Raw genomic sequence first — 25,321 nt, forward strand, 5'->3', positions numbered from 1 at the left:
TCGCAAGTAGGTGACGAATTGCGGGGGTCAGAGGAGGCCGGCTTCGGAAGCCTTGCCGATGGCCTCGACGCGGTTCCGGGCGCCGAGTTTGTGCAAAGCGGACTGCAGGTACGTCTTCACCGTGTTCCGCGCCAGGCCGGTCGATTCCGCGATCTCCGGATTCGTCTGTCCCTGCGCGGCCAGCCTCAGGACCTCGTACTCGCGCCGCGTCAGGCCGCTGCGGGCCAGCGCGTCCGACCGCTGGCCGTCGTCGGGGAAGATGCGCGGATCGACGACGCGTTCGCCCTTGAGCACCTGCCGCAACGCCGCCACCAGATCCGTCCCGGCGACGTCCTTGAGCAGGCAGCCGTGCGCCCCGGAGTCCAGCGCGGCCCGGACACCCTGATGGTCGCCGTGCGCGGTGAACACCACGATCCGCCCCGCCGGGTGCACGCGCCGGAGTTCGGCGATGACCTCGGGCGCGAGCATGTCCGGCAGCCGCAGGTCGAGCAGGATCAGCGCCGGCTTCAGCTCACCCGCCCGCCGTACCGCGGACCGGCCGGTCTCGGCCGAACCGACGACGGTCATCGCCGGGTCGTAGCGCAGCAGCAGGCTCACCCCGTCGCGGACCACCGGATGGTCGTCCACGACGAGCACCGTCACCGGCGACGACACGGTTCCGGAACCCATGCGCGCAGCGTGCACCCGTCGTCCTCGTCGCGGACCAGGCTGACCCGGCCGCCGAGCCGCGCGGCGCGTTCGGCCAGCGCGCGCAGCCCCATCCCGGTGCCGGGTTCGGGTTCCTCGGCCTCTTCGGCGCGATGACCGGTCCCGTCGTCGGCGACGACCACCTGCACGCCGTCGTCGCTGGGCAGCAGGCTGACCACGACGGACAGCGCGTCGGCGTGTTTCTCCACGTTGAGCAGGCCCTCCCGGACGGCAGCCACCAGCAGGCCGGCGCGTTCGGCGTCGAGCCGTGGCACCGGGGCGAGCTGGACGAACCGCGCCGGGACGCCGCAGCGGGCCTGGAACGAGCGGCAGTGCTCGGCCAGTTCCACCGGCAGCGCGCGTTCCGGGCTCGACTCCGACAACGCCAGCAGCGACTCGCGCAGTGCCCTCGACGCGGCCGAGACGTCGCCTTCCAGCCGCCGCAGCCGCGATTCGAGCGCCGGGTTGTCGCTGATGTCCTCGTGCAGGTTCCGGACCTGGACGCCGATGGAGAACAGCAGCGCGCCGACCGAATCGTGCAGCGCGCTCTGCATCCGGAGCCGCTCGGCGGACAGCGCCGTTTCGCGGTCGGCCTCGGCGACCGACGCCAGTTTCAGCGCCCGGCCCGCCTCGGCGGCGATGTCCTCGAGCGACTTGACCGCGTCGTCGCCGAAATCGCGGCGCTCGCGCATGGCGGCGTACGCGATGGCGACGGTCTCGGTCCCGTTGACGATCGGGACGGCGATCATCGCGGCGAGGCCCTCGCCGCGCACCTGCGCGTCGAACTGGTGGGTGATGCTCGGCGAGTTGACGTAGTCGTTGACCCGGACCGGCTTGCCCAGCGCGAGCACGCGCCCGCCGATGCCCTGGCCGATCGGCACGGCGAGGTCCTGCAGTGCGTCCGTGCGGGTGCCCGACATCCAGCGGATCACCGCCTGCTCGGGTCCGGTCAGCTCGGCGACGAAGCCGGAATGGGTGCCGATCGACTCGCGGATCAGCCGCGCGGTGCCGTTGAGCGCCGCGACCCGGTCGAGGGTGGCGAGCAGCTCTTCGCGCTCGCGAAGAAGCCCGCCGAGCACCGCGCTGTGCTCGGCGGCGAGGTCTCCAGCGGCGTGCCGTCTCGCCGTCACGCGCTCACGATCGCATATCGGACGTGGTTTCCGACACACCCGTCCGGAGAGGTTCACCGATGCGTTCTCGTCCGCGGTTGTCTTGAATGGACCCGTGGAGATCCTGGCGGACGCCGCGACACTGGCGCTGTACACGACCGATGCCTCCAACTACCGGCACGTGCCGAAGGGTGTGGTGCTGCCGAGGAGCGTCGACGAGGTGATCGCGGCCGTCGCCGCCTGCCGTGCGGCCGGGCTGCCGGTGATCGCCCGCGGCGGCGGCACCAGCGTCGCGGGCAACTCGTGCGGGCCGGGCGTCGTGATCGACACCTCGCGCCACCTCGGCGGCGTCCTCGATCTCGATCCGGGCGCGCGCTCGGCGAGGGTCGCCCCGGGAACCGTCCTCGACGACCTCCAGCGCCTCGCCGCGCCGCACGGCCTCCGGTTCGGGCCCGATCCGTCGACGCATTCGCGGTGCACGATCGGCGGGATGATCGGCAACAACGCCTGCGGCTCGCATTCGGTCGCTTATGGCCGCACGGTCGACGTCGTCCGCGAGCTGGACGTGCTGCTCTACGACGGCACCCGGCTGACCGTCGGCCCGACCTCGCCGTCCGAAGTGGACGCGCGGGCGGCCGAGCCCGGCACGGAAGGCCGGGTCTTCTCGGAGTTACGCGCACTCGTCCGGGACAACCTGGCCTTGCTGCGCACCGAACTGTCCACCTTCAGCAGGCGGGTGTCCGGGTACGGACTGGAACACCTGTTGCCGGAGAACGGTTTCGACGTCGCCAAGGCGCTCGTCGGCAGCGAAGGCACCTGCGTCACCGTGCTGGAGGCGACCGTTTCCCTCGCCGAGGTCCCGAAACGCAAGGTGCTCGCGGTACTCGGTTTCGAGTCCGACATCGCCGCTGCCGACGCCGTCCCGGCGATCCTGCCGTGGTCGCCGCTGACCGTGGAGGGCGTTGACGCGGACCTCGTCGCGCTGCTGGAACCGGGCCGCGCCGACGGGCTCCCGCCGGGCGGCGCCTGGCTGTTCGTCGAGATGGCCGACCCGGACCAGGCACGCGGGCTGATCGCCGGCCTGCGCGGCGCGTTGACCGGTTCCGCGCTGCTGGACGACGTGGCCGCGCAGAAGCGACTGTGGCGGATCCGGGAGGAAGGTGCCGGTCTCGCGACCCGGCTGGCCGGGGGTGAGGAAGCCTGGCCCGGTTGGGAGGACGCGGCCGTCCCGCCCGAGCGTTTGGGCGCCTACTTGCGGGAGTTCAAGCAACTCATGCGCGAGCACGGCCGCAAGAGCGTGGTCTACGGCCATTACGGAGAGGGCTGCCTGCACCTGCGGCTGGACTTCGACCTGCTGTCACCACAAGGGATCGCCGGATTCCGGTCGTTCCTCGAAGAGGCGGCCGACCTGGTCGCCGCGCACGGCGGCTCGCTGTCCGGGGAACACGGCGACGGCCAGGCCCGCTCGGAACTGCTCTCCCGCATGTACAGCCCCGAGATGCTCGCGCTTTTCGCGCGGTTCAAGGGGATCTTCGATCCGGCGGGCAGGATGAACCCGGGCATCCTGGTGAATCCCAGGCCGGTCGACGCCGATCTCCGCGTGCGGCGCGCGCCGCTGGAGCTCGAAGACGTCACCGCGCTCGCGTACCCGGAGGACCGGGGGAGCTTCGGGCAGGCGATGCGGCGCTGCGTCGGCGTCGGGAAATGCCGCAACACCACCGGAGCGGGCGTGATGTGCCCGAGTTACCGCGCCACACGCGAGGAGAAGCACTCGACGCGGGGCCGCGCGCATCTGCTCGCCGAGATGGTGAACGGCGAACTGATCACCGACGGTTGGCGTTCGGAGGAGGTCGCGGAGGCGCTTGACCTCTGCCTGTCCTGCAAGGGCTGTCTGTCCGATTGCCCGGTCGACGTCGACATGGCGACCTACAAGGCGGAATTCCTCCACCAGCACCACAAGGGACGGCTCCGCCCGGCGTCGCACTATTCGATGGGCTGGCTGCCGGTGTGGCTGCGCGCGGCCTCGCTGGCGCCCCGGCCGGCGAACATGATGTCGCGCAGGTTCTCCGGGCTGCTGAAGAAGTTCGGCGGGATCGCGCCGGAACGAGACCTGCCGACCTTCGCCCCGGCGCCGTTCACCCGACGCCGCGCCGATCTCAAGCGCTGGGCGACCGGCTCCCGGCCCGTGGTGCTGTGGCCCGACTCCTTCAACAACTACCTCACCCCGGATGTCCTCGACGCCGCGGCCGAGGTGCTCACCGCGGCGGGCTACGACGTCGTCCTGCCCGATCGTGGCGTCTGCTGCGGCCTCACCTGGGTGTCCACCGGACAGCTCGACGTGGCGAAGAAAGTGTTGCGCCGCACGCTTTCCGTACTCGAACCGTACCTGCGGTCGGGCTACCTGGTCGCCGGCCTGGAGCCGAGTTGCACGGCTCTGTTCCGTGGTGACCTCCCGGCTCTCGTACCCGGCGACCCGGTGGCGAAACTGCTGGCCGACCAGACCAGGACGTTCGCCGAACTCGTCGAGGACTCGCCGCTCGAATTCCGGTCACTGGACGTCGAGGCGCTCAGCCAGGTGCATTGCCATCAGCACGCCGTGCTCGGTTTCGACGCCGACGAGGCCGCGATGCGCGCCGCGGGTATCCACAATTCCACAATGGACTCCGGTTGCTGTGGACTGGCGGGCAACTTCGGCTTCGAACGCGGGCACTACGACGTTTCCGTCGCCTGCGCCGAAGACCGCATGCTGCCCGCGATCCGCGCCGCGGCCGAGGGCACCGAGGTGATCGCGGACGGGTTCAGCTGCCGGACGCAGATCGAGCAACTCGACGGACGCCGGGCGTTGCACCTGGCCGAACTGCTACGGCGTGCGCTGCCTTAGCAGTTCACGGACCGCGTCGACGCGGTCCTGTTCCCAGCCGAGCGACCCGGCGACCCGGTCCACCGCGGCCGGGTCGGCGACGGCGAGGGTAGCGAGCACGGTCACGGCGTCGTCCCGGACGGTGGCGCCGGGACTCGCCGTCATGTCGTCGGTCACGGTCGCGAAGAACCGGCTCATCCTGGCCAGCCGTGCCCCGGCCGGGGTGCCCGGGTCGAGGACGCGGGCGCCGTCGCGGGCGGTGTCCGCCCAGGTCGCGTTGGTCCGGGCACTCGCCAGCCACGCACGCAACCAGACGTCGTCGTCGATGAAGTACCGCTCACGCCTGCCCAGTGCTTCGCGCTCGACGACTTCGAGGCCTTCCAGGTACGCGACCGCCTTCGAGACCGAGGCCGGGCTGACCTGGAGCCTCCCGACCAACTCGGCGGCGGTCAGGCCACCCGAATCGGTGGTGACCAACCAGGCGAGCACCCGTGCCGCCATCCGGGGAAGCCCGGCGCGGACCATCATCGCGGCGAACCGGTCGGCGTAGTCCCGGACGGCCGCCGGATCCCGGCCGTGACTGTCCGGAAAGGAGGGTGGCTCCACCGGGGAAGCGGCTCCTCGGCGAGCACGCCAGGCGGTGGCGTGCTGGGCGTGCTCGGCGCGGTAGCCACGCCGTCCGCCGTTGCGGGCGACCTCACGGCTCACGGTCGATGTCGGCCTGTCCAGCGCTCGCGCGATCTCGGCGTACCCGAGGCCGTCGGCCAGGCCCGACGCGATGCGCCCGCGCTCTTCCGCGGTGAGTCTTGCGGCGGTCATCGCGCCAGTGTGCGTTCATCGATAGCTCAGTGCAATGAATCGCGCGAATTTCCCGATATTTCGCTGAAATGGACTTCGCTGGCGTTGACGCTGAAGGAAACGCAACCCTAGCGTCGACGTCATGACGAAGATCGACGACGTACGGGACGTACTCGACAAGGCGGTGTCCGAGGCGGGCGTGCCCGGCATCCTGGCCGAACTCCGCGAGCGGGATCAGACCTGGTCCGAGGTGCGCGAGCGCTCGGCGGAGGACCGGTTCCGCATCGGGAGCGTCACCAAGACGTTCACCGCCACGGTGGTCCTGCAGCTCGTCGCCGAGAACCGGCTCGACCTGGACGACCCGGTGGGGAAGTGGCTGCCGGGGCTGGTCGCGCGCGGCGACGAGATCCCCGTCCGGCGGCTGCTGAACCACACCAGCGGCCTGTTCAACTACACCCAGGATCAACCCGCCCTGTCCACACGCGAAACCTATACCCCCCGGCAACTCGCCGAGATCGCCATGGCTCATCCGGCCGACTTCGCGCCGGGCGCGGGGTGGGGATACTCGAACACGAACTACGTGCTGGCCGGAATGGTCGCCGAGCAGGTCACCGGAAGGGATCTTGCCGACGAGATCACCGACCGTGTCACCAGCCCGCTCGGGCTGACCGCGACCAGACTGCCGCGGGCGGGCGACGAAACCCTCGGCGAGCCGCATTCCGTTCACCACACGAAGCTGTTCTCACCCGATCCCGACGCGGAGATCCACGATGCTTCCGCGCTGGAGCCGAGCCCGTACTGGGCGGCGGGCGGAATGGTCTCCAGTGCGGGTGACCTCCTGCGGTTCTTCGAAGCGCTCCTGAGGGGGCGCCTGCTGCCGCCGGAGCAGCAGAGCGCGATGTTCACCACCACACCCACCCGGGATTGGCTGGCCGGCGCGGCCTACGGGCTCGGCGTCTCGTCGCTGACCCTGTCCGGGGGAACGGAGGTGTGGGGGATGGGTGGAGCGCTTTTCGGGTCGTGGACCTACGTCTACGGCTCCCGCGACGGCGCGTGCCTGCTGGCGGCGAATATCAACGCCGACTGGGCGACCGGGGCATGGGACGACCCTGGCGATGTCCTCACCGCGCTCCTGGAGGCCGGGTTCCGCTGAGCCGGTGGTCGCGTTCGGCGTACTTCTTCAACGTCAGCAGCTGTTTCCGCATCATGATCAGGTCGCCCCAGCCCAGCAGGAACTCCTTGAGGCGCCCGCGGAACCCCTGCGAGGTCACGACGATGCGGCACAGCATGCGGCACGACCGCTCGTCGATCGGTTCGACCGAGTACGTCGCGGCCACGGGGCCGAACAGGTTCTCCGACTTGGCGAAGGTGCGGCCGGTGAGGTGGTGTCCGCGTTCGACCTCGGTCAGCTCGAACACGATCAGCGTGTCGCCGGGCGCGAGTTCGTCGGCGCCGGGGGTGAGTGTGCCGGGACTGCGGCGCCCCAGGTTGTCGAGCAGGTCGTAGCTGTAGGGCGCGACCGAGATCTGGCAGAGCCAGCGGTAGGCGAGCGCGGCGGGCGCGTGCACGGTGACCGCGCGGTCGAAGCGGGCGACGGGGCCGTCGAGCAGGGTGTCCGCCGGCTGCGCGCGGCGGCGTTCTTCCGGGGTCGCGCCCCAGTTCGCGGGTGAGCCGAAAGACATGGCCGCCTCCGTACGGTGCCGTATGGTTTTCCGTACGGTAGCGTATGTGGCGTGAAAAGGAAGCTCGCACGTGAGGATTGGGCGGACGCGGCGCTCGAAGCGCTGTGCGAAGGCGGGGTCGCCGCGATCGCCGTCGAGCCTCTCGCGGCGAAGCTCGGGACGACGAAAGGCAGCTTCTACTGGCATTTCGCGAATCGGGACGCGCTGGTCGAGGCCGCCGTGCGCCGGTGGGTCGAGCAGGACACCGAGGCGCTGATCACGTTGCTGGACGGCATCGCGGATCCGGAACGCAGGCTGCGTGAGCTCTTCGAACTCGTCTTCGGGGGCAAGGACGACGAGCGGGCCGAGCTGGCGCTGCTCGCCCACGCCGCCGATCCGGTGATCGGTCCGCTGCTCGCCGACGTCACCGCGCGGCGCGTCGACTTCATCGTCCGCTGCTTCCTGGAGATGGACTGTCCGGAAACCGAGGCCCGGCATCGGGGTCTGCTGGCGTACACGGCTTTCATCGGCTTGATCCAGGCTCAGCGGGCGAGCGGCGGGACGCTGCTGTCCGCGACCGAGCGGCCGGGTTATCTGGAGTTCCTGCGCGGGATTATCACCGCGTGAGGCCGGTGACGTGGGCTACCACCAAGCGCGGCTGAGGCTCTCCAGCGTCGGTTCTTCCGACGCCGGAAGAACCTTGAAGTACCAGGTGAAATTGCTGTAGACGTGCAAAAGCGCATACGCCAGGCAACGCCGAGAGAACTGCTCGTCCGGCTCGGCGCGGTATCCGGCCAGCAGCCGTCGCAGGAAGTCCTTGTCCCCGCCGGAAACGAACAGGCCGACGGCGACGAAGTCGTACTCGGCCGCACCTCGCATCGCCGGTTCGAAGTCGAAGAGCCCGGTCAGCCGCGGACGTCCGCCGTCGTGGACGACCATGAGGTGGTCGCGCATGAACTCGGTGTGCAGCGGGACGACGGGCGGTGTGCCGAGGTCGACGGAGTCGAGGAACGCCGGGATCTGTGCGATCCAGCTTTCGTCGAGGCCGGTCCGGCGGTGATGTTCGACGACCTTTTCACGCTGCCCGGCGACGAACGTGGCCCAGTCCGCCGGATCCAGGACGTCGAGACGCGGGTCGTGCAGCGAATGCAGGGCGGCGAGCGCCTCGCCGAGTTCGGGAGCGAGCCGCTGTTTGTCCTCTGTGGACAGTTTCGGCCAGGCGTCCTTCAACGTCTCGCCGCGCAGGCGCTCCATGAGCACGTAGCCCCAGCCGTCCCGCTCGCCGACGTCGTGCACGGCGGGGGTCGGGATCGGGAGTTTCCCGTGCAGGACCTCGAGCATCGTCCGCTCGGTGGGGAGTTCGTCGAGGTGCACCGGCGGGAACAGCTTGAGCACCAGATCGTCGCCGACGGCGTAGACCGGCAGCGAGCCCTCGGTGAACGGGACGACTTCGCCGAGACCGAGCGAATCGGTCAGCGAGGTCACCGCCGGAAGCAGGTCTTGCCTGGTCAGCGAGTCGAACTCGGCTTCGGTGCCGGCGGGTGGGAACGAGATCACGGAGCCGACCGTAAAGCAGTGGAGCGCGGGCGGCGACGTATTTAACCGCTGCGCTCCAGGAGCGTCCGTGCCGCGCCGAGCACCAGGCGGCAGACATCGTCGGGATCCGCGCTGGCCAGCGGCTCCTTGCCGGTGATGTCGCGGACCAGGCCGATCCCGAGTAGCCAGGCGAGGATGAGATCGGCCCGCAGGTCCGCGTCGTCGGCGTCGGTCAGTGTGGCGAGCACCTGCGCGTACTCCTCGCCGAGCTGCCGCCGGACCGCGGCCGCGGCGCTGTCGTGGCCGGTCGAGCGCAGATAGGCGTCGAGTGTGCGGTCGCGTCCGGTGTCGGCCTTCAGCATGCTGCGCAACGCCGTCCCGAGCAGTTCGTCCGGTGGCGTGGTGGCGAGCTGCTCGCGCCCGCCGCGTGCCAGGACTTCTTCGAAGAGGGCGTCTTTCGAGCCGAAGTAGCGGAACAGCAGCGCCTGGTTGGCCCCGGCGCGTTTCGCGATGTCCCGCACGGTCGTCCGGTCGAAGCCGCGCTCGGCGAAGAGCGCCGCCGCCGCGTCGAGCAGGGAGGCTCGGGTCGCGGCCGCGTCGCGCTTGCGGACCTGCGGTTCTTCCGTCATCGGGCAAAGGCTAGCCGGACGTCGCACGGTAGGCGCATTGACGCTCACCGTGGTCGTGGTTAGCGTTGTAAGCAGTTGCTTACAAACCGCCGAGCCGGGGGGTTTCCGGACAAAATGACCACCACCGACACCGAATTCACCGCCTATCCCTTCAACGAAGACGCCGGTCTTGAGCTCAACGAGGCGTACGCGGCGGCCCGCGCCACCAAGGGCATGCTCCGCGTCCGGCTCCCGCACGGTGAGCCGGCCTGGCTCGCCACCCGATATGCCGACGCGCGCTTCGTACTGGGCGACAAGCGGTTCTCGCGGGCGATGGCCGCGGAGAAGGACGAACCGCGGATGGCACCGGGCAGGCGCCCGGGCGGGATCCTGAGCATGGACCCGCCCGATCACACCCGGCTGCGCACGCTGGTCGCGAAGGCGTTCACCATGCGCCGCGTCGAACTGCTGCGACCGCGCGTCGCCGAGCTGGCGGCAGGGCTGATCGAGGACATGAAGGCCAAGGGACAGCCCGCAGACCTGGTCGAGGACTACGCGCTGCCGATCCCGGTCGCGGTGATCTGCGAACTGCTCGGCGTCCCCGTCGAGGACCGGCCGAAGTTCCGCGTGTGGAGCGACGCCGCGCTGTCGACCAGCCCGCTGACCACCGAAGAGATGATGGCCAACCAGGACGAGCTGCGGGCGTACATGCACGTGCTCGTCGAACAGCACCGCGCCCAGCCGCAGGACGACCTGATGACCGCGCTGATCGAAGCGCGCGACGTCCGCGACAGGCTGAGCGAGCTGGAACTGGTCGACATGTGCATCGGCATCCTGATCGCCGGGCACGAGACCACCGCCAGCCAGATCCCCAACTTCGTCTACGCCCTGCTCGAACAGCCGGACCAGCTCGCCCGCCTCCGCGCGGACCTCGACCTGATCCCGGCCGCGGTCGAGGAACTGCTGCGGTTCATCCCGCTGGGTGCCGGAGCCGGATTCGCCCGCTACGCCACCGAAGACATCCACGTGGGTGACGTGCTGGTGAAGGAGGGCGAGCCGGTGATGGTCGCCATCGGTGCCGCCAACCGGGACGCGCTCCAGTTCACCTCGGCCGAAACCCTCGAATTCGGCAGGGAGAGCAATCCCCACCTCGGTTTCGGGCACGGCGTGCACCACTGTCTCGGTGCCCCGCTGGCCAGGCTGGAACTGCAGGAGGCCATGCGGGCATTGTTGCGGGATCTCCCCGGGCTGCACCTCGACGGCGATATCGTGTGGAAGACACAGATGCTGGTGCGGGGGCCCCGTTCCATGCCGATCGGATGGTGAGCATGAGCTGGAAAGTCGACGTCGATGGCGACACGTGCATCGGCTCGGGGATGTGTGCCGCGCTGAAGCCGGAGGTCTTCGAACTCGAAGGCGCCACGGCGACGGTGGTCAAGGGGGAGGTGGATCCGGACGAGACGGTGCTGGACGCGGCGGATTCGTGTCCCGCGATGGCCATCGAGGTGACGGAAAAGGGCGAGGTGATCGGGCCGCGGCCCTGATGACCGCTCGTTAATGCGTGGCGGTCGTCGGTGAAGAGGCGTAGGACGACAGGGTGAGCGACGACGGCTTGACCCTCCGCACCTTGACCACCGACGACCTGCCCGCACTTTCGGACATGCTCGCGCGAGCGTTCCTCTCCGACCCCTCGGAGGGGTTCCGGCACCGCGAGGGGCTGGTGTTCGAACCCGACCGTTCGCACGGCGTCTTCGACGGAGACGAGCTGATCGGGATGGGGGAGATCCTCAGCCGGAAGATCACCGTCCCCGGGGCCGGCCCGACGCCGTTCGCGGGGATCACGTCGGTCGGCGTCGCTCCGGGACATCGGCGGCGGGGCGCGCTCACCCGCGTCATGCGAGCGCAGCTGCACGGCCTGCACGACGACGGTGCTGAGCCGATCGCCGCGCTGTGGGCGTCCGAATCGGTCATCTACCCCCGCTTCGGGTACGGCCTCGCGGCGCAGTTCTACCGCGCGAAGATCCGGGCGAAGGCGGCGTACCGGCCCGGTGTCGAACTGGAAGCCGAACGCGTGCGCGAAGTCGGGCGTGAGCAGGCGATCCCGCTGATCAAAGCGATCTACGACAAGGAAGCGCCACAGCGGGTCGGCGCGCTGGACCGGCCGGGCGCGACGTGGGAGTTCAACCTCGACGATCCGGAGGGGCGGCGCAACGGCGCGACCGCGTTGAAGTTCGCCGTCCTGCCGGACGGTTACGCGATCTACCGGGTGAAGAGCGACTGGCACGAAGAAGGCCCGCGAGGGACGTTGATCGTGCAGGAACTGGTCGCGACCACGCCCGAGGCGTACGCGACGTTGTACCGCTTCCTGCTCGACTACGACCTGGTCGGCACGGTGGAGACCTTCGCGGCGCTCGACGAACCGCTCATCCACCTCCTCGCCGATCCCCGCAAGATCAGCCGATCCGGCGGTGACTCCCTGTGGGTCCGGCTCGTCGACGTCGATCGCGCGCTGAAGACGCGCCGCTACGGCGTTCCGGTGGATCTGGTGTTCGGCGTGCGCGACGCCTTCTGCCCGTGGAACACCGGGAACTGGCGGCTCGTCACCGACGAAGGCGGGAACGCCGAGGTGACCAGGGTGGAGGACGCGCCGGACCTCGAACTGGACGTGATCGACCTCGGCGCGATCTTCCTCGGCGGCACCCGGCCGAGCACGCTGGCCGCGGCCGGGCGGATCAAGGAGCGGACCGCCGGCGCGGTTTCGCGGGCGACGGCGGCCTTCGCCTCCGACCGCGAGCCGTCCTGTCTCGAATCGTTCTAGGCCGCATTACCTGGCGGGTAATCGACTTCGCACGGTCTCCCTTGCCAGGGTGAACAGGTGCGAATAATCAAGAGATTCCTTGGTGTGGCGGCGGTTCTGGTCAGTGCGACGGTGATGGGAAGCGGGCCGGCGGTGGCGGAGACAAACGAGGGTTGCCCGATTTTGGAGCAGTTGGGCGACCGGGTCGAAGGCGAGGTGTCCCCGAGTGCCTGTGCCTTCATCACGAAACAGACCGAGTTCGGGGCGATGCGTTCGGACACGCCCGAAGCGCGGGAAGCCCGCGTTCGGTTGTACGGCACCGTTTTCGCCGCGGACGGGACGCTCGCCGAATCGGGCAGCGCCGCGCCGGTGCGTGGCAGGGCCGACATCGAGAACAACCTTCGGACCCTGCTGGGAGCCTTCCCGACCTTCCGGTTCACCCCGGTGAAGATCGTGGTGAACGGCGACGCCGTTTTCTACGAGGCGGCCAACGAAGCCACGATCAACGGACAGATGGTGCGTTACCCGGCCGTCTACCGAGTGGTGCTCGAGAACGGTGAGGTCACCGAGGGGCGTCGCTATCACGATCGGACGGAATGGTTCCGCCCCATCGAAAAGGAGGCGCTTCGGCAACTGTTCGCCGGTGTCGCCGACAACTGTCCCCGGCAAGGGCCTGCCTTCACCGGACCGGGGCTGACGGCACCGGTGACCGACCCGAAGTGTCATCTCGCCTACCTCGGCAGGCTTTCGGGCGCGATGACCGACGTCCGGCTGACGGCTGATCAGGCGGCCGCGGGCCCGCGTACGAAGTTCCAGGAGTACCGCGGGACCGTGCGGGCGAAGGGGCGGACGATCGACTTCGGGATGATCGTGGGCACCGAGCCCGGCATGGTCCGCTACTACTTCGACACGCTCCCGCTGAATTACGACGACGCGGAGATGGGTGCCCTGTTCACCAAGCTGCTCACGGGTTCAGCACCCCCTGCTCGGTGACCACCGCGGTGACCAGGTCGAACGGTGTGACGTCGAAGGCCGGGTTGAACACCTCCGCGCCTTCGGGCGCGACCTTCGTACCGCCGAAGCTCAGGACTTCGCCGGGATCGCGTTCCTCGATCACGATCCCGGCGCCGTCCGGCATCGCGGTGTCCACAGTGGACGACGGAGCGACGACCACGAACGGGACTCCGTGGTGCTTCGCCGCGATCGCCAGGCCGTAGGTGCCGATCTTGTTGGCGACGTCGCCGTTGGCGGCGATCCGGTCGGCGCCGACGAGCACGCAGTCCACCAGGCCGCGGCCCATCGCCGCGGCGGCCGCGCCGTCGGGCTGGATCCGGTACGGGACACCGGCCTGCGCCAGTTCCCAGGCAGTCAGGCGGGCACCCTGCAACAACGGGCGGGTCTCGTCGACCAGCACGGATTCGACCAGGCCACGGGCTTGCAGATGCCAGACGACGCCGAGCGCGCTGCCCCAGCCGACCGTGGCGAGATGGCCGGCGTTGCAGTGGCTGAGCAGCCGCAACGGCCGCCGCTCGCAGTGTTCGAGCACCACTTCGGTCGCCAGCCGGGAGGCTTCGTGGTTGATCCGCTCGTCCTCGTCGAGGATCGCCAGCGCTTCGGCGAGGACCGCTTCCGGCCCCTCCGGGAGCTTCGCGAGCGCGCGGGAGACACCCCAGCTCAGGTTGACCGCTGTCGGCCGGGCCTGCGCGACCCGGCGCGCCTCGGCCTCGACGTCACCTTTCGCGCGGGTCGCGAGCACCACGCCGAGCGCCCCCGCCGCGCCGAGCGCCGGTGCCCCGCGGACCGCGAGCCGCTGGACGGCGCCGACGAGTTCGCCGACCGTGCGCAGTTCGAGCACGCGATACTCGGCGGGCAGGGCGGTCTGGTCGATGATCGTGACCGCGTCGCCGGTCCAGTCGATCGTCCTGCGCATGGCTCCCCCGTGAAATCCGGTTGTCCCGTCGCGACCGCCTCGGTGAGGATGCGGCTCGTGACCATTCAACGCCACCATCCGCCCGGTCTGCACCCCACGCCCACCTACCACCACGTGACCATCGTCGAAGGACGACGGGACGTCCACCTCGCCGGCCAATGCCCGCTCGCCGAAGACGGCAAGGTCGTCGACGGCGACGTCCTCGCCCAGGTCGACCAGGTCGTCGCGAACACCGCCGCCGCGCTCGCCTTCGCCAAGGCGACTCCGGCCGACGTCGTCCGCACGGTGATCTACGTGGTGACGCCGGACGCCGAGGTGCTTTCGGCCGTATGGGACCGGTTCGTGGAGTCGGAGATCGGAGAGGCCTTCACGACCGCGAGCACGCTGCTCGGTGTCGCGCAGCTCGGCTACCCCGGGCAGCTCGTCGAGCTCGACGTCACCGCCGCCACGGCCTGATCGCCTGACGGACTGCAGGCTAGAGGGGCGCCGGTACCGAGTGGGGTGTGTGGAAATAGGGACGTTGAATGTCCCTATTTCCACACACCCCCTCCGGAGCCGGTGCTCACAGGGACTGTCACGCGGGGCTGTGTGGATTTCTGGTCATCCAACGCACCAAAATCCACACAGTGCGGAACGCGGCCCGAACACGACACCCCGTCAGGTGATGATCGTGACGACCGGCTCCTCGGCCTTCGCGGCCCCGCGAAGAAGGTCACCAGCTCGTCGTAGTACCCCCGCACGTAGTCCAGCGCGTCGGGCTCGTCCCAGATCGACGGGTAGATCCCCTCGGCCTCGAGGTCCGAGAGCTCGACGCCCTGCGAGAGCTGATCGAACCCGGTCCGTGTCATCTCCGCCGAGATCGTCCGCACCTCGTCCGCGGTGAACCGCCGCGGCGGCCCGTCACTGTCGGCTTTCTCCCAGCAGTGTCCCGCCCAGCACGAAGTCGACCTCGAACCCGGCACGCCCCACCAGGAACCACAGCGCGTGCCATGCCTTGTCGATGTCCACCGCCCGTTCGGTGCCGACGGCCTTCTCGGCGTACTCCCAGTACCGCTCGGGTTTCTCGGTCAGAGACCGGCCATGAGGTCGGTCTCCGTGATGCCAGGACCCTGCCCGGCACGGATGAACCACTCGACGCCGAACGCCCCCGCGAAAGCCTCGTCCGGCATCGCGAGGAAGAACGAATCCTCACTGATCTGACTGGCGTGCGCGCGCATCGCCGCCCGCTTGGAGGACAGGTACGCGGTGACGTCGACCCTCGCGGTCAGGATCTCTTCCGGCTTGCCGAACTCGGAACCGTCTTCGAAATCGGGCAGGTCCTCGGCCTTCAGCTGCCCCGTCCGCACCGCCTCCTCCATGCCGCGGCGCATCTCGTCACTGTTGCTCGTCGCCTCGTAGACCCGCGGCGTGCCCGCCAGCTCGGCCGCGCGCATGCCGACGCGATGCACCTGGATGTGGTCCGGATGCCCGTAGCCGCCGTTGTCGTCGTAGACGGTCAGGACGTCGGCCTGCTCCTCGCGCAGGATCTCGGCCAGCCGCTGCGCGGCCTCCTCGACGTCGGCCTGCCAGAACGTGCCGGGCACGTCGTTGCGCGGCTCGCCCATCATGCCGGAATCGGTGTACCCCAGGAACTCCACCCGCTTGGCCCCCAGGACCTCGGCGGAAGCGTGCGTCTCCTGCACGCGGCGCTGCCACAACTCCTCTCCGTCGTCGAGGAACCCGTCCGGCACCTCGCCGACCTCCCCCCTGGTCGCGACGACGAGCACGACACGGTGGCCTTCCTCGAAGGCCTTGCGCATGACGCCCCCCGCGACGATGCACTCGTCGTCGGGGTGGGCGTGAAAACTCACCAATGTGGCCATGGTGGGGAAACTACCGGGAGGCACCGACATATTCCGTCAGTGCCATTCACGAGCCCCACCACTCACTCAAGCCGGAAAGACCCGCCCGAGAAACTCCAGCGTCAGCGCCCAAGCCGCCGCGGCGGGCTCGGGCTGGTGGAACATCGGCGCCACATGGTTGTGGAACGCGTGTCCCGCGCCCTCGTGGATGTGGATCTCCGCGCCGTCATGGGAAGCCACCGCGTCGGCCAGCTTCCCCACGCCTTCGACGGGGATGTACGGGTCCGCACCGCCGAACTGGAACTGGATCGGGCAGGTGATCTTGTCCAGCAACGGAAGTTGCTCGGGAACCCGGGAGCCGTAGTACGAGACCGCGACGTCCGGGTCGCCTTCGGCGGCGGCCGCGTAGGCCATCGAGCCGCCGAGGCAGAAGCCGAAGACGCCGGCGCGGCCGTCGGTTTCGGGCAGCGCGCGCAGGGTCGCCAGGGTCGCGAGGACGTCGGTGACGGCGCGTGCCGGGTCGAGTTTGCCGGAGACCTCCATCGACGCCGAGACCCCGGCTTCGTCGTGCGTGGCCGACCAGCCGGGGGCGATCCGCCAGAACAGTTCGGGCACGGCGACGACGTAGCCGAGGGCGGCCAGGTCGGCGGCGACCGATTTGAGGTAGTCGTCGAGGCCGAAGATCTCCTGGATCAGCACCAAGCCCGGGCCGGAGCCGGATTCGGGCAGCCAGAGCGGGGCGTCGAACGAGCCGTCGGCGACGGTCACCTTGGTCATCGGGTTCCTTCCAGCGCGTGCACGAGACAGTCCGCCACGAGGGCCGCCTGCGTGCCGTCGGGGTCGAGGTCGGGATCGAAGATGGTCAGCTCCAGCCCGGCGGCGCCGGGGATCGCGAGCAGCCCCCGGAGCAGCTCGACGAGCTTGTCCGGGCTGAGCCCGCCGGGATCGGGACTGTCCACAGCGGACACGAATTCCGGGTCGAGGGTGTCGATGTCGATGTGGATCCAGAAACCGTCCAGCGGCGCGAAAATCTCCCGGGCGGCGACGAGCGCGCCGTCGGTGCCGGACGCCATGATCTCCTGGCTGGTCACGACGCGAAGCCCGGCTTCCCGCGCCTCGGCGGACTCCTCCGCGCGAACACCGAGCACGAGGACGTCTTCGTCGCGGACGTACGGGCGCAGACCGTCCACATCGGCCAGTTCCGGCTGACCGCGGCCGGTCACGACGGCGAGCGCTTCGCCGCCGACGTTGGCGACGTGATCGGAGTTGCCCAGGTGCCGGAAGTCGTCGTGCCCGTCGAAGTAGACGATGCCGAAGCGTCCTTCGCGACGCAGGGTCAGCATCGCGGCGAGCGCGATCGAGCAGTCGCCGCCGAGCACGACCGGAAAGCCGCCGTCGGCGCGGATCTTCGCGAGCCGTCCGGCGAGTGCCTCCGTGTAGGCCGCGATCCCGGCCGCGTTGCGCACGCCGCCGCCTGGCGACCGGTCGGGCAGATACCGCGGCGGGGTGACGACACCGCCGTCCCTCGCGCCCAGCCGGGTGAGCAGGCCGTGGTCACGCAGCGCGCCCGGTGCCTTGTGGCAACCCGGGACCACACCTTCGGCGGGCGGGCGCAGTCCGAGATTGGACGGCGCGTCGAGCAGTACGAAATTCCCCATGCCCACACCGTAGTAGTGACGCCTGGTGTCACGCCGTCCGTCCCTTTAGGTTGAAGGGACGGACAGAGGAGGCTCAATGGCGGAGCGGACGAAATACATCCTCGACGAACAGGACATGCCGACGAGGTGGTACAACATCGTCCCGGATCTGCCGGAGCCGCCACCGCCGCCACTGCATCCCGGCACCCGCGAGCCGATCGGCCCGGACGATCTCGCGCCGCTGTTCCCGCAGGCGCTCATCGCCCAAGAGGTCACCACGGAACGGTACGTCGACATCCCGGAAGAGGTCCTCGACGTCTACCGGCTCTGGCGGCCGTCGCCGCTGTACCGCGCGAGGCGGCTGGAGAAGGCGCTCGGCACTCCCGCCCGCATCTACTACAAGTACGAGGGCGTCAGCCCGGTCGGCTCGCACAAACCCAACACCGCCGTGCCGCAGGCTTTCTACAACGCCGCGGAGGGGGTCACCAGGCTGACCACGGAAACCGGCGCCGGACAGTGGGGGAGCGCGCTCGCGTTCGCCTGCGCCACCTTCGGGCTGGAATGCGAGGTGTGGCAGGTCCGCGCCTCCTACGACCAGAAGCCGTATCGCAAGCTGATGATGGAGACGTTCGGCGCCACGGTGCACCCGAGCCCGTCCGAGCTGACCGAATCCGGTCGCGCGATCCTGGCCGCCGACCCGAACTCGACCGGGAGCCTCGGCATCGCGATCAGCGAGGCGGTCGAGCAGGCGGCGCAGGCGGAGAACACCCGCTACGCGCTCGGCAGCGTGCTCAACCATGTGCTGCTGCACCAGACGATCATCGGTGAAGAGGCGCTCAAGCAGTTCGAACTGGCCGGGGACACCCCGGACGTACTCGTCGGCTGCACCGGCGGCGGCTCCAACTTCGGCGGGCTCGCCTTCCCGTTCCTGCGCGAGAAACTCGCCGGGCGGATGGACCCCGTGATCCGCGCGGTCGAACCGGCCGCCTGCCCGACCCTCACCCGCGGGAAGTACGCGTACGACTTCGGGGACACCGCCGGGCTGACGCCGTTGCTGAAGATGCACACGCTCGGTCACGACTTCATCCCCGACCCGATCCACGCCGGCGGCCTGCGCTACCACGGGATGTCGCCGCTGATCTCGCATATCTACGAACTCGGGCTGATCGACGCGATCGCCGTCGGGCAGGAGGACTGCTTCGCCGCGGGCGTGCGATTCGCCCGAACGGAGGGCATCATCCCGGCCCCCGAGCCGACCCACGCGCTTGCCGCGTGCATCGAGGAAGCGTTGCGGTGCAAGGAAACCGGGGAGGAGAAGGTGATACTGACCGCGCTGTGCGGGCACGCGCACCTCGACCTTCCCGCGTACGGCGCGTACCTGGCGGGCGACATCTCCGACCACGCGCTGTCCGACGAGGTCCTCGCTAAGTCCCTCGCCGGCCTCCCCTGATCGCGTTTCGTCACCTACTTGCGGTCCTTGCGCGCGCAACCACCGCAAGTAGGTGACGAATTGCGGGGGTCAGCCGGTCACCTGGTAGCCCGACGTCCGGTTCCGCCCGGTGTTCTTGGCCTCGTACAGCGCCCGGTCCGCGGCGGCGAGCACGGCGTCCAGGTCGGCGACGCCCGGCCGGTCGGCGAGCCCGATCGACACGGTGACGTGCTCGGGCAGGTCACCGGCACGGGAAGCCACGCTCGACCGGATCCGTTCCGCGATCACGTGGGCGTGCACGGCGGACGTACCGGGCAGCAGGACGACGAACTCCTCCCCGCCGAACCGCCCGACCAGATCCGTGCCGCGCACCTCGGTGCGCAGGGTTTCCGCGATCGCCGCCAGGTACCGGTCGCCGACCAGATGCCCGTGGCGGTCGTTGATCAGTTTGAACCGGTCGACGTCGACCATCAGCAGGCTGGTGTGCCGCCCCGCGCGCCGCGCGCGGTCGAGTTCGTCGGCCGCGGCCTCGCGCCACGCCTTGGCGTTGAGCAGCCCGGTCTTGGCGTCACTGCGTGCCTGCCGTTTCAGTTGCCGCAGCAGCACGCCGCGGTGCAGCACCAGCGTGATCCCGACGACGAGCAGCAGCACCACCGGCCAGTCCCGCAGCGCCCACGCCACGATGATCCCGAGCGCGATCGTCGCCGCTTCGAGCGCGTACTCGAACGGCTGCGCCAGCGCGTCGCGCAGCCGCTCGTGCGGGGTGCCGTAGTGCACCGCGACCGTCATCAACGCGGTGTTGACCAGCAGGAACACCCCGCCAGCCGCGACCACCGACCCGAAGGAGGACTCGTCGCGGGGGAGGACGTCGAACGGAGCCGCGTACCGGGAGAGGAAGGCGGCGGCCGCGAAGCCCGCCAACACGGTCGCCGAGGCCGAGAACGTGCGCCGGAACAACGGGTTCGGCTGCCCGCGGAACCAGCGGTAGAAGAACGACACGGCGATGACCAGCGCGGCGAGTGCCGGGTGCACCAGCAGTACGGCGGCGAAGGTCCAGACGCTGTCGAGCGAGATGTGCGGTGTGCCGGCGAACCGTTCCCGCACCCGCTCCACCGGACGTGACAACTCCGTGTACAACACGGCGCTGATGATCAGGATCGCGAAGGGGATCGCGTCGCCCTGGGTGAACGGGACGCGGACAAGAGACCAGGCGGATCCGGCGATCGCCGCGACGTCCACCAGGAGGACGAAGCCGATCAAACCGCGGTGGGGTAGCCGCCACAGCGCCCAATTCGTTAGCGCCACGGAGTCGAACGTAATCGGTTGGATACTAGGTGTCACTACGCTGTATGGGTAGGCGTGGGTGCACCACGCGTGACCGGCATCGGGGAAGTGGAGGGGGTGAGCTCCATGCGCGGGCAGAACTGGTGAATACCCGGTTCCGGTCAAAGGGGGTGAAGCGGGGCCACGTGGCGCCAAGCCCGGGTGGCCGGAACAGCCACTACGACACCGGCGAGTGCGATGACCGAGACCGTCGTCGCGGGTGAACCGAGTACGCCGACGAGCAGGCCGCCGGCGATCAGCCCGATTCCCTGCACGGCGATGAGTCCCGACCCGGCGAGGCCGAAAGCCTGGCCTCGTTCGGTGTCGGGCACCAACCGCATGAACGTGGTGCTCGCGGTGACCTGGTAGGCCGCGCACATCCCGGACAGCACGAGCAGTCCGGCGGCGTAGGGGAGCGAAGGCCGGAACCAGAACGCCGCGAGCGGCACGATCGCGCCGAGCGCCAGCCGTCCGACCATGCGCAACCGGACTTCGGGCCGCACCAGGCGGCCCAGCACGAATACCCCGAGCACGATCCCCGCGGGATGCGCCGCGAGCAGCAGTCCCGCCGTCACCGCCCCGCCGCCGATCTCCGCGGCGTAGGGAACGGCGAGCCCTTCCGGCACGATCACGAATCCGGCCAGCCAAGCGAGACCGACCAGCGCGCGCAGCCGCCGGTCGTGCCAGATCGTGCGGGCGCCCGCACGAAGCCGCCGCAACGTCGACGTCGCGGGCCCGCGCGCACCCGTCGCGGGGCGGGCGCGGACACCGAGGCGCAGGACGATCGCCGAAACGCCGAACGTGACCGCGTCGAGGGCGAGTCCCCTGCCGGTCCCGGCCGCGGCGATCACCGCACCGCCGAGGGCGAACCCGGCGAGCTGGCCGATCTGGTTGGTGATCTTCAGCAGTGACTGGCCGAGGACGTACTGATCCCCGCTGAGCACCGACGGCAGCACCGCGGCCTGCGCGGCGGTGAACGGCGCGTTGGCCAGTTGCACCACCACGAGCACGACGGCGAGCGCGGGCAACGGGATCCCGGGGATCGCGAGCACCGCGACCAGGACGGCCCGGACGACGTCGGAGCAGACCATCACCGCGCGGCGCGGAAACCGGTCGGCCAGTCCGCCGAGCAACGGCCCGCCGACCAGGTCGGGCAGGTACGTGAGCGCGTAGGTCAGCGCGGGCCACGTCGCCGAACCGGTCCGCTCGAACACCAGCACCGACAGCGCGACCCTCGCCACCTGGTCCCCGAGGATCGACTGGAGTTCCGCGAACCAGATCGACCGCAGTTCACCGACCGCGAGGATCTGCCGGAAGGTCGCCTGGGAACGCACGAGGTGACCACCCCCGCTCGGTCGGGTGAGTCACTCAGCGTACCGCCCCGGACGCGCGTGGTGAAGCCTTGCTAAGGGGCTACTGCTCCGTGCCGCAGGTGATCTTCGGCTGCGGGTTGTAGTGCACGTTCCGGGTGTGGCGCCGGACCTCGCGGCCGCTCGCGGCGTCCTTGATGACCCGGGTGTCCGACGTGGTGAAGCCGGGCGCGCCGTTGCTGGGCTTGCAGTTCTCGGCGGGGCCGGGCTTCGTCGGCGGCTCGGACGGGTTGGTGCGGCCGCCCGGGATCGATTCGACGGTGTACTTCTTGGTGCCCCACAGCCGGATCGTGATGTCCGACGGCGACCAGATGGTCTGGATCGCGACCCCGGTGTCACCGTCGTTGGTGAACTTGAGGTCGATCACGCTGCCGCCGTTGTGGTTCTGGAACACGGTCGCCTCACGCGCGGCCGGGTAACGGCTGATGTAGTAGCTGTGTTCCTTGTGCTCGGTGTCCTTCATACCGGCGAAGTACGAGGCGTTGTACAGCGTGGTCGCGAACTGCGAGATCCCGCCGCCGACCTCGCGGCCGGGCGCACCGTCCTTGATGACACCGGCCTCGACGTAACCCTGCGCCGCGCCGCGCGGCCCGGTGAACCCGTTGAGGCTGAACGTCTCGCCGGGCTTCACGATGGCGCCGTTGACCTTCTGCGCCACGACCCGGATGTTCGTCCCCGAGTCCGGCGCGAACCCGCCGGTCTTGAACTCGCTGACGACCTCCTTGATGCCGAGCTGGTTCGCCTGCTCGGTGGTCACCTTGGCCGGGGTCTTCTTGTAGGTCACCGGCAGCTCACGGGGCGCCGCACGCTTGAGCACGTCGAGCACCGGCTTGAGGCTGGGCTCCCAGTCGACGACGTTGGCGTCCTCGGAGGGCTGGACGGTCGGCTTGCCGCCTTCGAAGACGATCTGCGCGTCCTTGCCCTCCTTCTCGGTGGACTTCAGCTGCGGTCCCGCGGCCTCGATGATCTTGTTGTTGTCCACCTTCGGGTTCAGCACACCGCCGTCGGCGGGTTCGAAGGTCAGCGCGCCCGCGATGTCCGCGGGTTTGACGACCGCGTCCTTGCCCTCGCCCTTGATGACCATCGGCGACGCGACGGCGGGCTTGGCGATCTGCTCGAGAGCGGCGTGGACGGCCTCCGGCGACACCTTGACCGGGGTCTGGGTGACCGCGAGCGTCAGCGGCTCACCGCCTGCCCAGCGGTCGAGAATCGTCCGCTTGGCGGCCTCGACGTCGAGTTTCTGCCCGGTCTTGGGTTCGACGGCGACCGGCTTGGCCTCTTCGAAGCGAACGGTGCCTTCGATCGGGTCACGGTCGACGTTGCCGCGCAGGTTCTCCAGCGCGGCGGTGAGCTTGGCGTCGTCGGTCTGCGTGACGACACCGACCTCGGTGGTCGAGAAGAACGACGCGATCCGCGTGAACGGGTTCAGCGGCTGATCGCCCGCCTGGTCCAGGGTGGCGGGCCAGTCGAGGCGCAGGCCCGCGTTGTTCGGCGCCAGCGACTCCTCGGCGTCACCCGCGACGATCTTCACCGGCCGGGTCAGCCGCGGCTCGATGCCTCCGCGGAGCTCCTTCTCGGCCGCCGCGCGGTCCATCCCGCCGACGTCGACCCCGGCGACGGTGACGCCGCGGGGGACGCTGCCCTGGGAGACCAGAACGTCGAGGGCGTACGCGACGACCAGCAGGCCGAACACGCCGCCGCCGATGAAGGCGGCTTTGCGGTAGCTGCGGCGGCGCTTCGGTGGCGCGGGTTCCTCGGGCGTGGCAGACTCCGCGAACCCGGGCGCGACGACCGGGAGAATGTCCGTCTGCTCGGCATGGGACTCGGGCCAGCGCGGTTCCTGCGGCAACTCTCCACCCTCCACGGTCCGGCGAGGCCGAACGTCGTGATCGAACATCCGGGCCTTCCACACGTTCCGGACGTAGCTTCAAGATACGGGGCGCGTTTTGTGGTCGTGCAACTCGCCCGGTTGGGTGAGCGGGTCACTCCGTCGGGTGGTCACTGGGCGTCAGGTTCCGGATTTTCGCCCACGTGTGCGAGAAAGTCGAAGTCACAGCCCTCGTCGGCTTGCGTGATGTGTTCGGAGTACAACGCGCCGTAACCCCGTTCGAAGCGTGGGGGCGGCGGGGTCCACCGTTCCCGGCGGTGTTGCAATTCCGCATCATCGACGTCGAGGCTCAGTCGTCGCGACGGGACGTCCAAGGTGATCGGATCGCCGTCCCGGACCAGCGCGAGCGGTCCGCCCACATGGGACTCCGGCGCGACGTGCAGCACGCACGCGCCGTAACCGGTGCCGCTCATCCGGGCGTCGGACACGCGGACCATGTCCCGGACCCCCTTGGCCAGCAGGTGATCGGGCAGCGGCAGCATTCCGTACTCGGGCATGCCGGGGCCGCCGAGCGGACCGGATCCGCGCAGTACCAGAACGGACTCCTCGGTGATGCCGAGTGCGGGATCGTTGATGCGGTTCTTCAAGTCCCGGTAGTCGTCGAAGACCACCGCGGGTCCAGTGTGGACGAGCAGCCGCGGATCGGCGGCGATGTGCTTGATCACCGCGCCCGACGGCGCGAGATTACCGCGCAGCACAGCGACTCCGCCTTCGGTGGCGACAGGGTTTTCGCGGGTGCGGATGACGTCGTCGTTGTGCACCCGCGCCGTTTTCAGGTTCTCGCCGAGGGTCCGGCCGGTGACGGTGACGCGATCGGTGTGCAGCAGATCGGTCAGCCGCGAGAGCAGACCGGGAAGCCCGCCCGCGTAGTAGAAGTCCTCCATCAGCCAGTCGCCGCCCGGGCGGATGTTCGCCAGCACGGGGACCCGGCGTGCGATCGCGTCGAAATCGTCGACGGACAACGGGATCCGCCCGCGACCGGCCATCGCGATCAGGTGGATGACGGCGTTGGTGGAGCCGCCCAGCGCCAGCACGGTGGTGACCGCGTCGGCATACGCGCGTTCGTCGAGGATCTTCGTGATGGTGAGGTCCTCCCACACCATGTCCACCACGCGAGCGCCGCTCGCCGCGGCCATCCGGTGGTGCGCCGAGTCGACGGCGGGGATCGACGCGGCGCCGGGCAAGGTCAGCCCGAGCACTTCGGCGACCGACATCATCGTGGACGCTGTCCCCATCGTCATACAGGTTCCGGGAGAACGCGCCAGCCCACGCTCCAATTCGGACAGTTCCTCGTCGCCGATCAGCCCGGCCCGCTTGTCGTCCCAGTACTTCCACATGTCGGTGCCGCTGCCGAGCACCTCGTTCCGCCAGTGCCCGCGCAACATCGGCCCCGCGGGAACGAAGATGGCGGGCAGGCCCGCGCTCGCCGCGCCCATCAGCAACGCCGGTGTCGTCTTGTCGCAGCCGCCCATGAGGACCGCGCCGTCGATCGGGTAGGACCGCAGGATTTCCTCGGTCTCCAGTGAAAGCAGGTTGCGATAGAGCATCGGTGTCGGCTTCTGGAAGGTCTCCGACAGGGTCGCGACCGGGAACTCCAGCGGGAAACCGCCCGCCTGCCACACCCCGCGTTTGACCTGTTCCGCCCGTTCGCGCAGATGCATGTGACACGGGTTGATGTCGCTCCAGGTGTTGAGGATCGCGATGACGGGTTTCCCGAGGTGCTCCTCCGGGTTGTAACCCAGTTGCCTGCTCCGGGCCCGGTGGCTGAAGCCGCGTAGTTCGTCGCCGCCGAACCAGCGGTGGCTGCGGAGTTCCTCGGGGTTCCTCATGACCGCAAGTATGGCATC

At 69.5% G+C, this 25,321-nt stretch carries 25 protein-coding genes; 9 read left to right on the top strand and 16 right to left on the bottom strand.

The features are described from left to right. Positions 1 to 27 precede the first annotated feature (27 nt). Both ACLJO0_RS40825 and ACLJO0_RS40830 read right to left on the bottom strand, forming a co-directional pair. Positions 28 to 669, bottom strand: coding sequence for a response regulator (locus tag ACLJO0_RS40825; protein ID WP_410585272.1), 642 nt, complete (start codon positions 667 to 669; stop codon positions 28 to 30). Further along, complete coding sequence (locus ACLJO0_RS40830) at positions 639 to 1,817, bottom strand: GAF domain-containing protein (protein WP_410585273.1); 1,179 nt, start codon at positions 1,815 to 1,817, stop codon at positions 639 to 641. Before ACLJO0_RS40830 ends, ACLJO0_RS40825 begins: the two co-directional genes overlap by 31 nt. Before the next feature lie 94 nt (positions 1,818 to 1,911). Here ACLJO0_RS40830 and ACLJO0_RS40835 point away from each other — a divergent pair, with 94 nt between their 5' ends. After that, positions 1,912 to 4,677 carry an FAD-binding and (Fe-S)-binding domain-containing protein gene (locus tag ACLJO0_RS40835; RefSeq protein WP_410585274.1) on the top strand — a complete coding sequence of 922 codons (2,766 nt, stop codon included), beginning with the start codon at positions 1,912 to 1,914 and terminating at the stop codon, positions 4,675 to 4,677. On the opposite strand, the gene ACLJO0_RS40840 is transcribed toward ACLJO0_RS40835, so the two are convergent. Then, positions 4,657 to 5,475 (bottom strand): helix-turn-helix domain-containing protein, encoded by an 819-nt coding sequence (locus ACLJO0_RS40840; RefSeq protein WP_410585275.1) that lies wholly within the window; start codon positions 5,473 to 5,475, stop codon positions 4,657 to 4,659. The genes ACLJO0_RS40835 and ACLJO0_RS40840 overlap by 21 nt on opposite strands. Positions 5,476 to 5,596: 121 nt before the next feature. Here ACLJO0_RS40840 and ACLJO0_RS40845 point away from each other — a divergent pair, with 121 nt between their 5' ends. Continuing rightward, complete coding sequence (locus ACLJO0_RS40845; RefSeq protein ID WP_410585276.1) at positions 5,597 to 6,607, top strand: serine hydrolase domain-containing protein; 1,011 nt, start codon at positions 5,597 to 5,599, stop codon at positions 6,605 to 6,607. Here the strand turns inward: ACLJO0_RS40845 and ACLJO0_RS40850 are convergent. After that, entirely contained in the window at positions 6,576 to 7,136 is a 561-nt protein-coding gene (locus ACLJO0_RS40850; RefSeq protein WP_410585277.1) for a hypothetical protein, read from the bottom strand. The genes ACLJO0_RS40845 and ACLJO0_RS40850 overlap by 32 nt on opposite strands. 51 nt (positions 7,137 to 7,187) lie before the next feature. Between ACLJO0_RS40850 and ACLJO0_RS40855 the strand changes: the two genes are divergently transcribed. Next, positions 7,188 to 7,742 carry a TetR/AcrR family transcriptional regulator gene (locus ACLJO0_RS40855; RefSeq protein ID WP_410585278.1) on the top strand — a complete coding sequence of 185 codons (555 nt, stop codon included), beginning with the start codon at positions 7,188 to 7,190 and terminating at the stop codon, positions 7,740 to 7,742. Between the two features lie 15 nt (positions 7,743 to 7,757). On the opposite strand, the gene ACLJO0_RS40860 is transcribed toward ACLJO0_RS40855, so the two are convergent. Continuing rightward, positions 7,758 to 8,672 (bottom strand): phosphotransferase family protein, encoded by a 915-nt coding sequence (locus ACLJO0_RS40860; protein ID WP_410585279.1) that lies wholly within the window; start codon positions 8,670 to 8,672, stop codon positions 7,758 to 7,760. Between the two features lie 41 nt (positions 8,673 to 8,713). Further along, positions 8,714 to 9,280 (bottom strand): TetR family transcriptional regulator, encoded by a 567-nt coding sequence (locus tag ACLJO0_RS40865; RefSeq protein WP_410585280.1) that lies wholly within the window; start codon positions 9,278 to 9,280, stop codon positions 8,714 to 8,716. 114 nt (positions 9,281 to 9,394) lie between these two features. On the opposite strand from ACLJO0_RS40865, the gene ACLJO0_RS40870 reads away from it, so the two are divergent. The 4 genes from ACLJO0_RS40870 to ACLJO0_RS40885 all read left to right on the top strand — a co-directional run bounded on the left by ACLJO0_RS40870 (position 9,395) and on the right by ACLJO0_RS40885 (position 13,049). After that, positions 9,395 to 10,585, top strand: a complete 1,191-nt coding sequence (locus ACLJO0_RS40870; RefSeq protein ID WP_410585281.1) for a cytochrome P450 — start codon at positions 9,395 to 9,397, stop codon at positions 10,583 to 10,585. A 2-nt stretch (positions 10,586 to 10,587) separates the two neighbouring features. Beyond that, the gene (locus ACLJO0_RS40875; RefSeq protein WP_125785759.1) at positions 10,588 to 10,803 is read left to right on the top strand and encodes a ferredoxin; all 216 of its coding nucleotides are present in this window, start codon (positions 10,588 to 10,590) and stop codon (positions 10,801 to 10,803) included. Between the two features lie 53 nt (positions 10,804 to 10,856). Then, on the top strand, positions 10,857 to 12,077 hold the full coding sequence (locus tag ACLJO0_RS40880) for a GNAT family N-acetyltransferase (RefSeq protein ID WP_410585282.1): 1,221 nt from the start codon (positions 10,857 to 10,859) through the stop codon (positions 12,075 to 12,077). A gap of 132 nt (positions 12,078 to 12,209) precedes the next feature. Further along, on the top strand, positions 12,210 to 13,049 hold the full coding sequence (locus ACLJO0_RS40885; RefSeq protein ID WP_410585283.1) for a nuclear transport factor 2 family protein: 840 nt from the start codon (positions 12,210 to 12,212) through the stop codon (positions 13,047 to 13,049). On the opposite strand, the gene mtnA is transcribed toward ACLJO0_RS40885, so the two are convergent. Beyond that, positions 13,021 to 13,986: an S-methyl-5-thioribose-1-phosphate isomerase gene (gene mtnA, locus ACLJO0_RS40890; protein ID WP_125800450.1), complete on the bottom strand. Its 966-nt coding sequence runs from the start codon at positions 13,984 to 13,986 to the stop codon at positions 13,021 to 13,023. The genes ACLJO0_RS40885 and mtnA overlap by 29 nt on opposite strands. A 48-nt stretch (positions 13,987 to 14,034) precedes the next feature. Between mtnA and ACLJO0_RS40895 the strand changes: the two genes are divergently transcribed. After that, the gene (locus ACLJO0_RS40895; RefSeq protein WP_233611857.1) at positions 14,035 to 14,442 is read left to right on the top strand and encodes a RidA family protein; all 408 of its coding nucleotides are present in this window, start codon (positions 14,035 to 14,037) and stop codon (positions 14,440 to 14,442) included. Positions 14,443 to 14,516: 74 nt separating this feature from the next. Here the strand turns inward: ACLJO0_RS40895 and ACLJO0_RS40900 are convergent, their stop codons facing one another. The 5 genes from ACLJO0_RS40900 to ACLJO0_RS40920 all read right to left on the bottom strand — a co-directional run bounded on the left by ACLJO0_RS40900 (position 14,517) and on the right by ACLJO0_RS40920 (position 17,485). Beyond that, positions 14,517 to 14,948 carry a DUF1877 family protein gene (locus ACLJO0_RS40900; RefSeq protein ID WP_410585284.1) on the bottom strand — a complete coding sequence of 144 codons (432 nt, stop codon included), beginning with the start codon at positions 14,946 to 14,948 and terminating at the stop codon, positions 14,517 to 14,519. After that, positions 14,887 to 15,117, bottom strand: coding sequence for a DUF1877 family protein (locus ACLJO0_RS40905; protein WP_410585285.1), 231 nt, complete (start codon positions 15,115 to 15,117; stop codon positions 14,887 to 14,889). Before ACLJO0_RS40905 ends, ACLJO0_RS40900 begins: the two co-directional genes overlap by 62 nt. Then, on the bottom strand, positions 15,054 to 15,848 hold the full coding sequence (locus ACLJO0_RS40910; RefSeq protein ID WP_410585286.1) for a PIG-L family deacetylase: 795 nt from the start codon (positions 15,846 to 15,848) through the stop codon (positions 15,054 to 15,056). Before ACLJO0_RS40910 ends, ACLJO0_RS40905 begins: the two co-directional genes overlap by 64 nt. Before the next feature lie 66 nt (positions 15,849 to 15,914). Next, positions 15,915 to 16,604, bottom strand: coding sequence for a dienelactone hydrolase family protein (locus ACLJO0_RS40915; protein WP_410585287.1), 690 nt, complete (start codon positions 16,602 to 16,604; stop codon positions 15,915 to 15,917). Beyond that, positions 16,601 to 17,485: an arginase family protein gene (locus tag ACLJO0_RS40920; protein WP_410585288.1), complete on the bottom strand. Its 885-nt coding sequence runs from the start codon at positions 17,483 to 17,485 to the stop codon at positions 16,601 to 16,603. Before ACLJO0_RS40920 ends, ACLJO0_RS40915 begins: the two co-directional genes overlap by 4 nt. 76 nt (positions 17,486 to 17,561) lie before the next feature. On the opposite strand from ACLJO0_RS40920, the gene ACLJO0_RS40925 reads away from it, so the two are divergent. Then, the gene (locus ACLJO0_RS40925) at positions 17,562 to 18,914 is read left to right on the top strand and encodes a TrpB-like pyridoxal phosphate-dependent enzyme (RefSeq protein ID WP_125797118.1); all 1,353 of its coding nucleotides are present in this window, start codon (positions 17,562 to 17,564) and stop codon (positions 18,912 to 18,914) included. A 69-nt stretch (positions 18,915 to 18,983) separates the two neighbouring features. Here ACLJO0_RS40925 and ACLJO0_RS40930 read toward each other — a convergent pair whose 3' ends face one another. The 4 genes from ACLJO0_RS40930 to araD all read right to left on the bottom strand — a co-directional run bounded on the left by ACLJO0_RS40930 (position 18,984) and on the right by araD (position 25,303). Next, the gene (locus ACLJO0_RS40930; RefSeq protein ID WP_410585289.1) at positions 18,984 to 20,198 is read right to left on the bottom strand and encodes a GGDEF domain-containing protein; all 1,215 of its coding nucleotides are present in this window, start codon (positions 20,196 to 20,198) and stop codon (positions 18,984 to 18,986) included. A gap of 140 nt (positions 20,199 to 20,338) precedes the next feature. Further along, a complete protein-coding gene (locus ACLJO0_RS40935; protein ID WP_410585290.1) occupies positions 20,339 to 21,550 on the bottom strand; it encodes an MFS transporter in 1,212 nt (403 codons plus the stop codon). A 79-nt stretch (positions 21,551 to 21,629) separates the two neighbouring features. After that, entirely contained in the window at positions 21,630 to 23,435 is a 1,806-nt protein-coding gene (locus ACLJO0_RS40940; RefSeq protein ID WP_410585291.1) for a VanW family protein, read from the bottom strand. Positions 23,436 to 23,584: 149 nt separating this feature from the next. Continuing rightward, the gene (gene araD, locus ACLJO0_RS40945; RefSeq protein WP_410585292.1) at positions 23,585 to 25,303 is read right to left on the bottom strand and encodes an L-arabinonate dehydratase; all 1,719 of its coding nucleotides are present in this window, start codon (positions 25,301 to 25,303) and stop codon (positions 23,585 to 23,587) included. Positions 25,304 to 25,321 lie beyond the last annotated feature (18 nt).

The sequence above is a fragment of the Amycolatopsis sp. lyj-108 genome, assembly GCF_046549005.1.
Taxonomy (GTDB): Bacteria; Actinomycetota; Actinomycetes; order Mycobacteriales; family Pseudonocardiaceae; genus Amycolatopsis.

Excerpts from the sequence above, each read along its gene's own strand:
- ACLJO0_RS40825 (WP_410585272.1), bottom strand. The coding sequence starts at position 669 with ATGGGTTCCGGAACCGTGTCGTCGCCGGTGACGGTGCTCGTCGTGGAC.
- ACLJO0_RS40840 (WP_410585275.1), bottom strand. The coding sequence starts at position 5,475 with ATGACCGCCGCAAGACTCACCGCGGAAGAGCGCGGGCGCATCGCGTCG.
- ACLJO0_RS40845 (WP_410585276.1), top strand. The coding sequence starts at position 5,597 with ATGACGAAGATCGACGACGTACGGGACGTACTCGACAAGGCGGTGTCC.
- ACLJO0_RS40850 (WP_410585277.1), bottom strand. The coding sequence starts at position 7,136 with ATGTCTTTCGGCTCACCCGCGAACTGGGGCGCGACCCCGGAAGAACGC.
- ACLJO0_RS40865 (WP_410585280.1), bottom strand. The coding sequence starts at position 9,280 with ATGACGGAAGAACCGCAGGTCCGCAAGCGCGACGCGGCCGCGACCCGA.
- ACLJO0_RS40870 (WP_410585281.1), top strand. The coding sequence starts at position 9,395 with ATGACCACCACCGACACCGAATTCACCGCCTATCCCTTCAACGAAGAC.
- ACLJO0_RS40875 (WP_125785759.1), top strand. The coding sequence starts at position 10,588 with ATGAGCTGGAAAGTCGACGTCGATGGCGACACGTGCATCGGCTCGGGG.
- mtnA (WP_125800450.1), bottom strand. The coding sequence starts at position 13,986 with ATGCGCAGGACGATCGACTGGACCGGCGACGCGGTCACGATCATCGAC.
- ACLJO0_RS40895 (WP_233611857.1), top strand. The coding sequence starts at position 14,035 with ATGCGGCTCGTGACCATTCAACGCCACCATCCGCCCGGTCTGCACCCC.
- ACLJO0_RS40910 (WP_410585286.1), bottom strand. The coding sequence starts at position 15,848 with ATGGCCACATTGGTGAGTTTTCACGCCCACCCCGACGACGAGTGCATC.
- ACLJO0_RS40915 (WP_410585287.1), bottom strand. The coding sequence starts at position 16,604 with ATGACCAAGGTGACCGTCGCCGACGGCTCGTTCGACGCCCCGCTCTGG.
- ACLJO0_RS40920 (WP_410585288.1), bottom strand. The coding sequence starts at position 17,485 with ATGGGGAATTTCGTACTGCTCGACGCGCCGTCCAATCTCGGACTGCGC.
- ACLJO0_RS40925 (WP_125797118.1), top strand. The coding sequence starts at position 17,562 with ATGGCGGAGCGGACGAAATACATCCTCGACGAACAGGACATGCCGACG.
- araD (WP_410585292.1), bottom strand. The coding sequence starts at position 25,303 with ATGAGGAACCCCGAGGAACTCCGCAGCCACCGCTGGTTCGGCGGCGAC.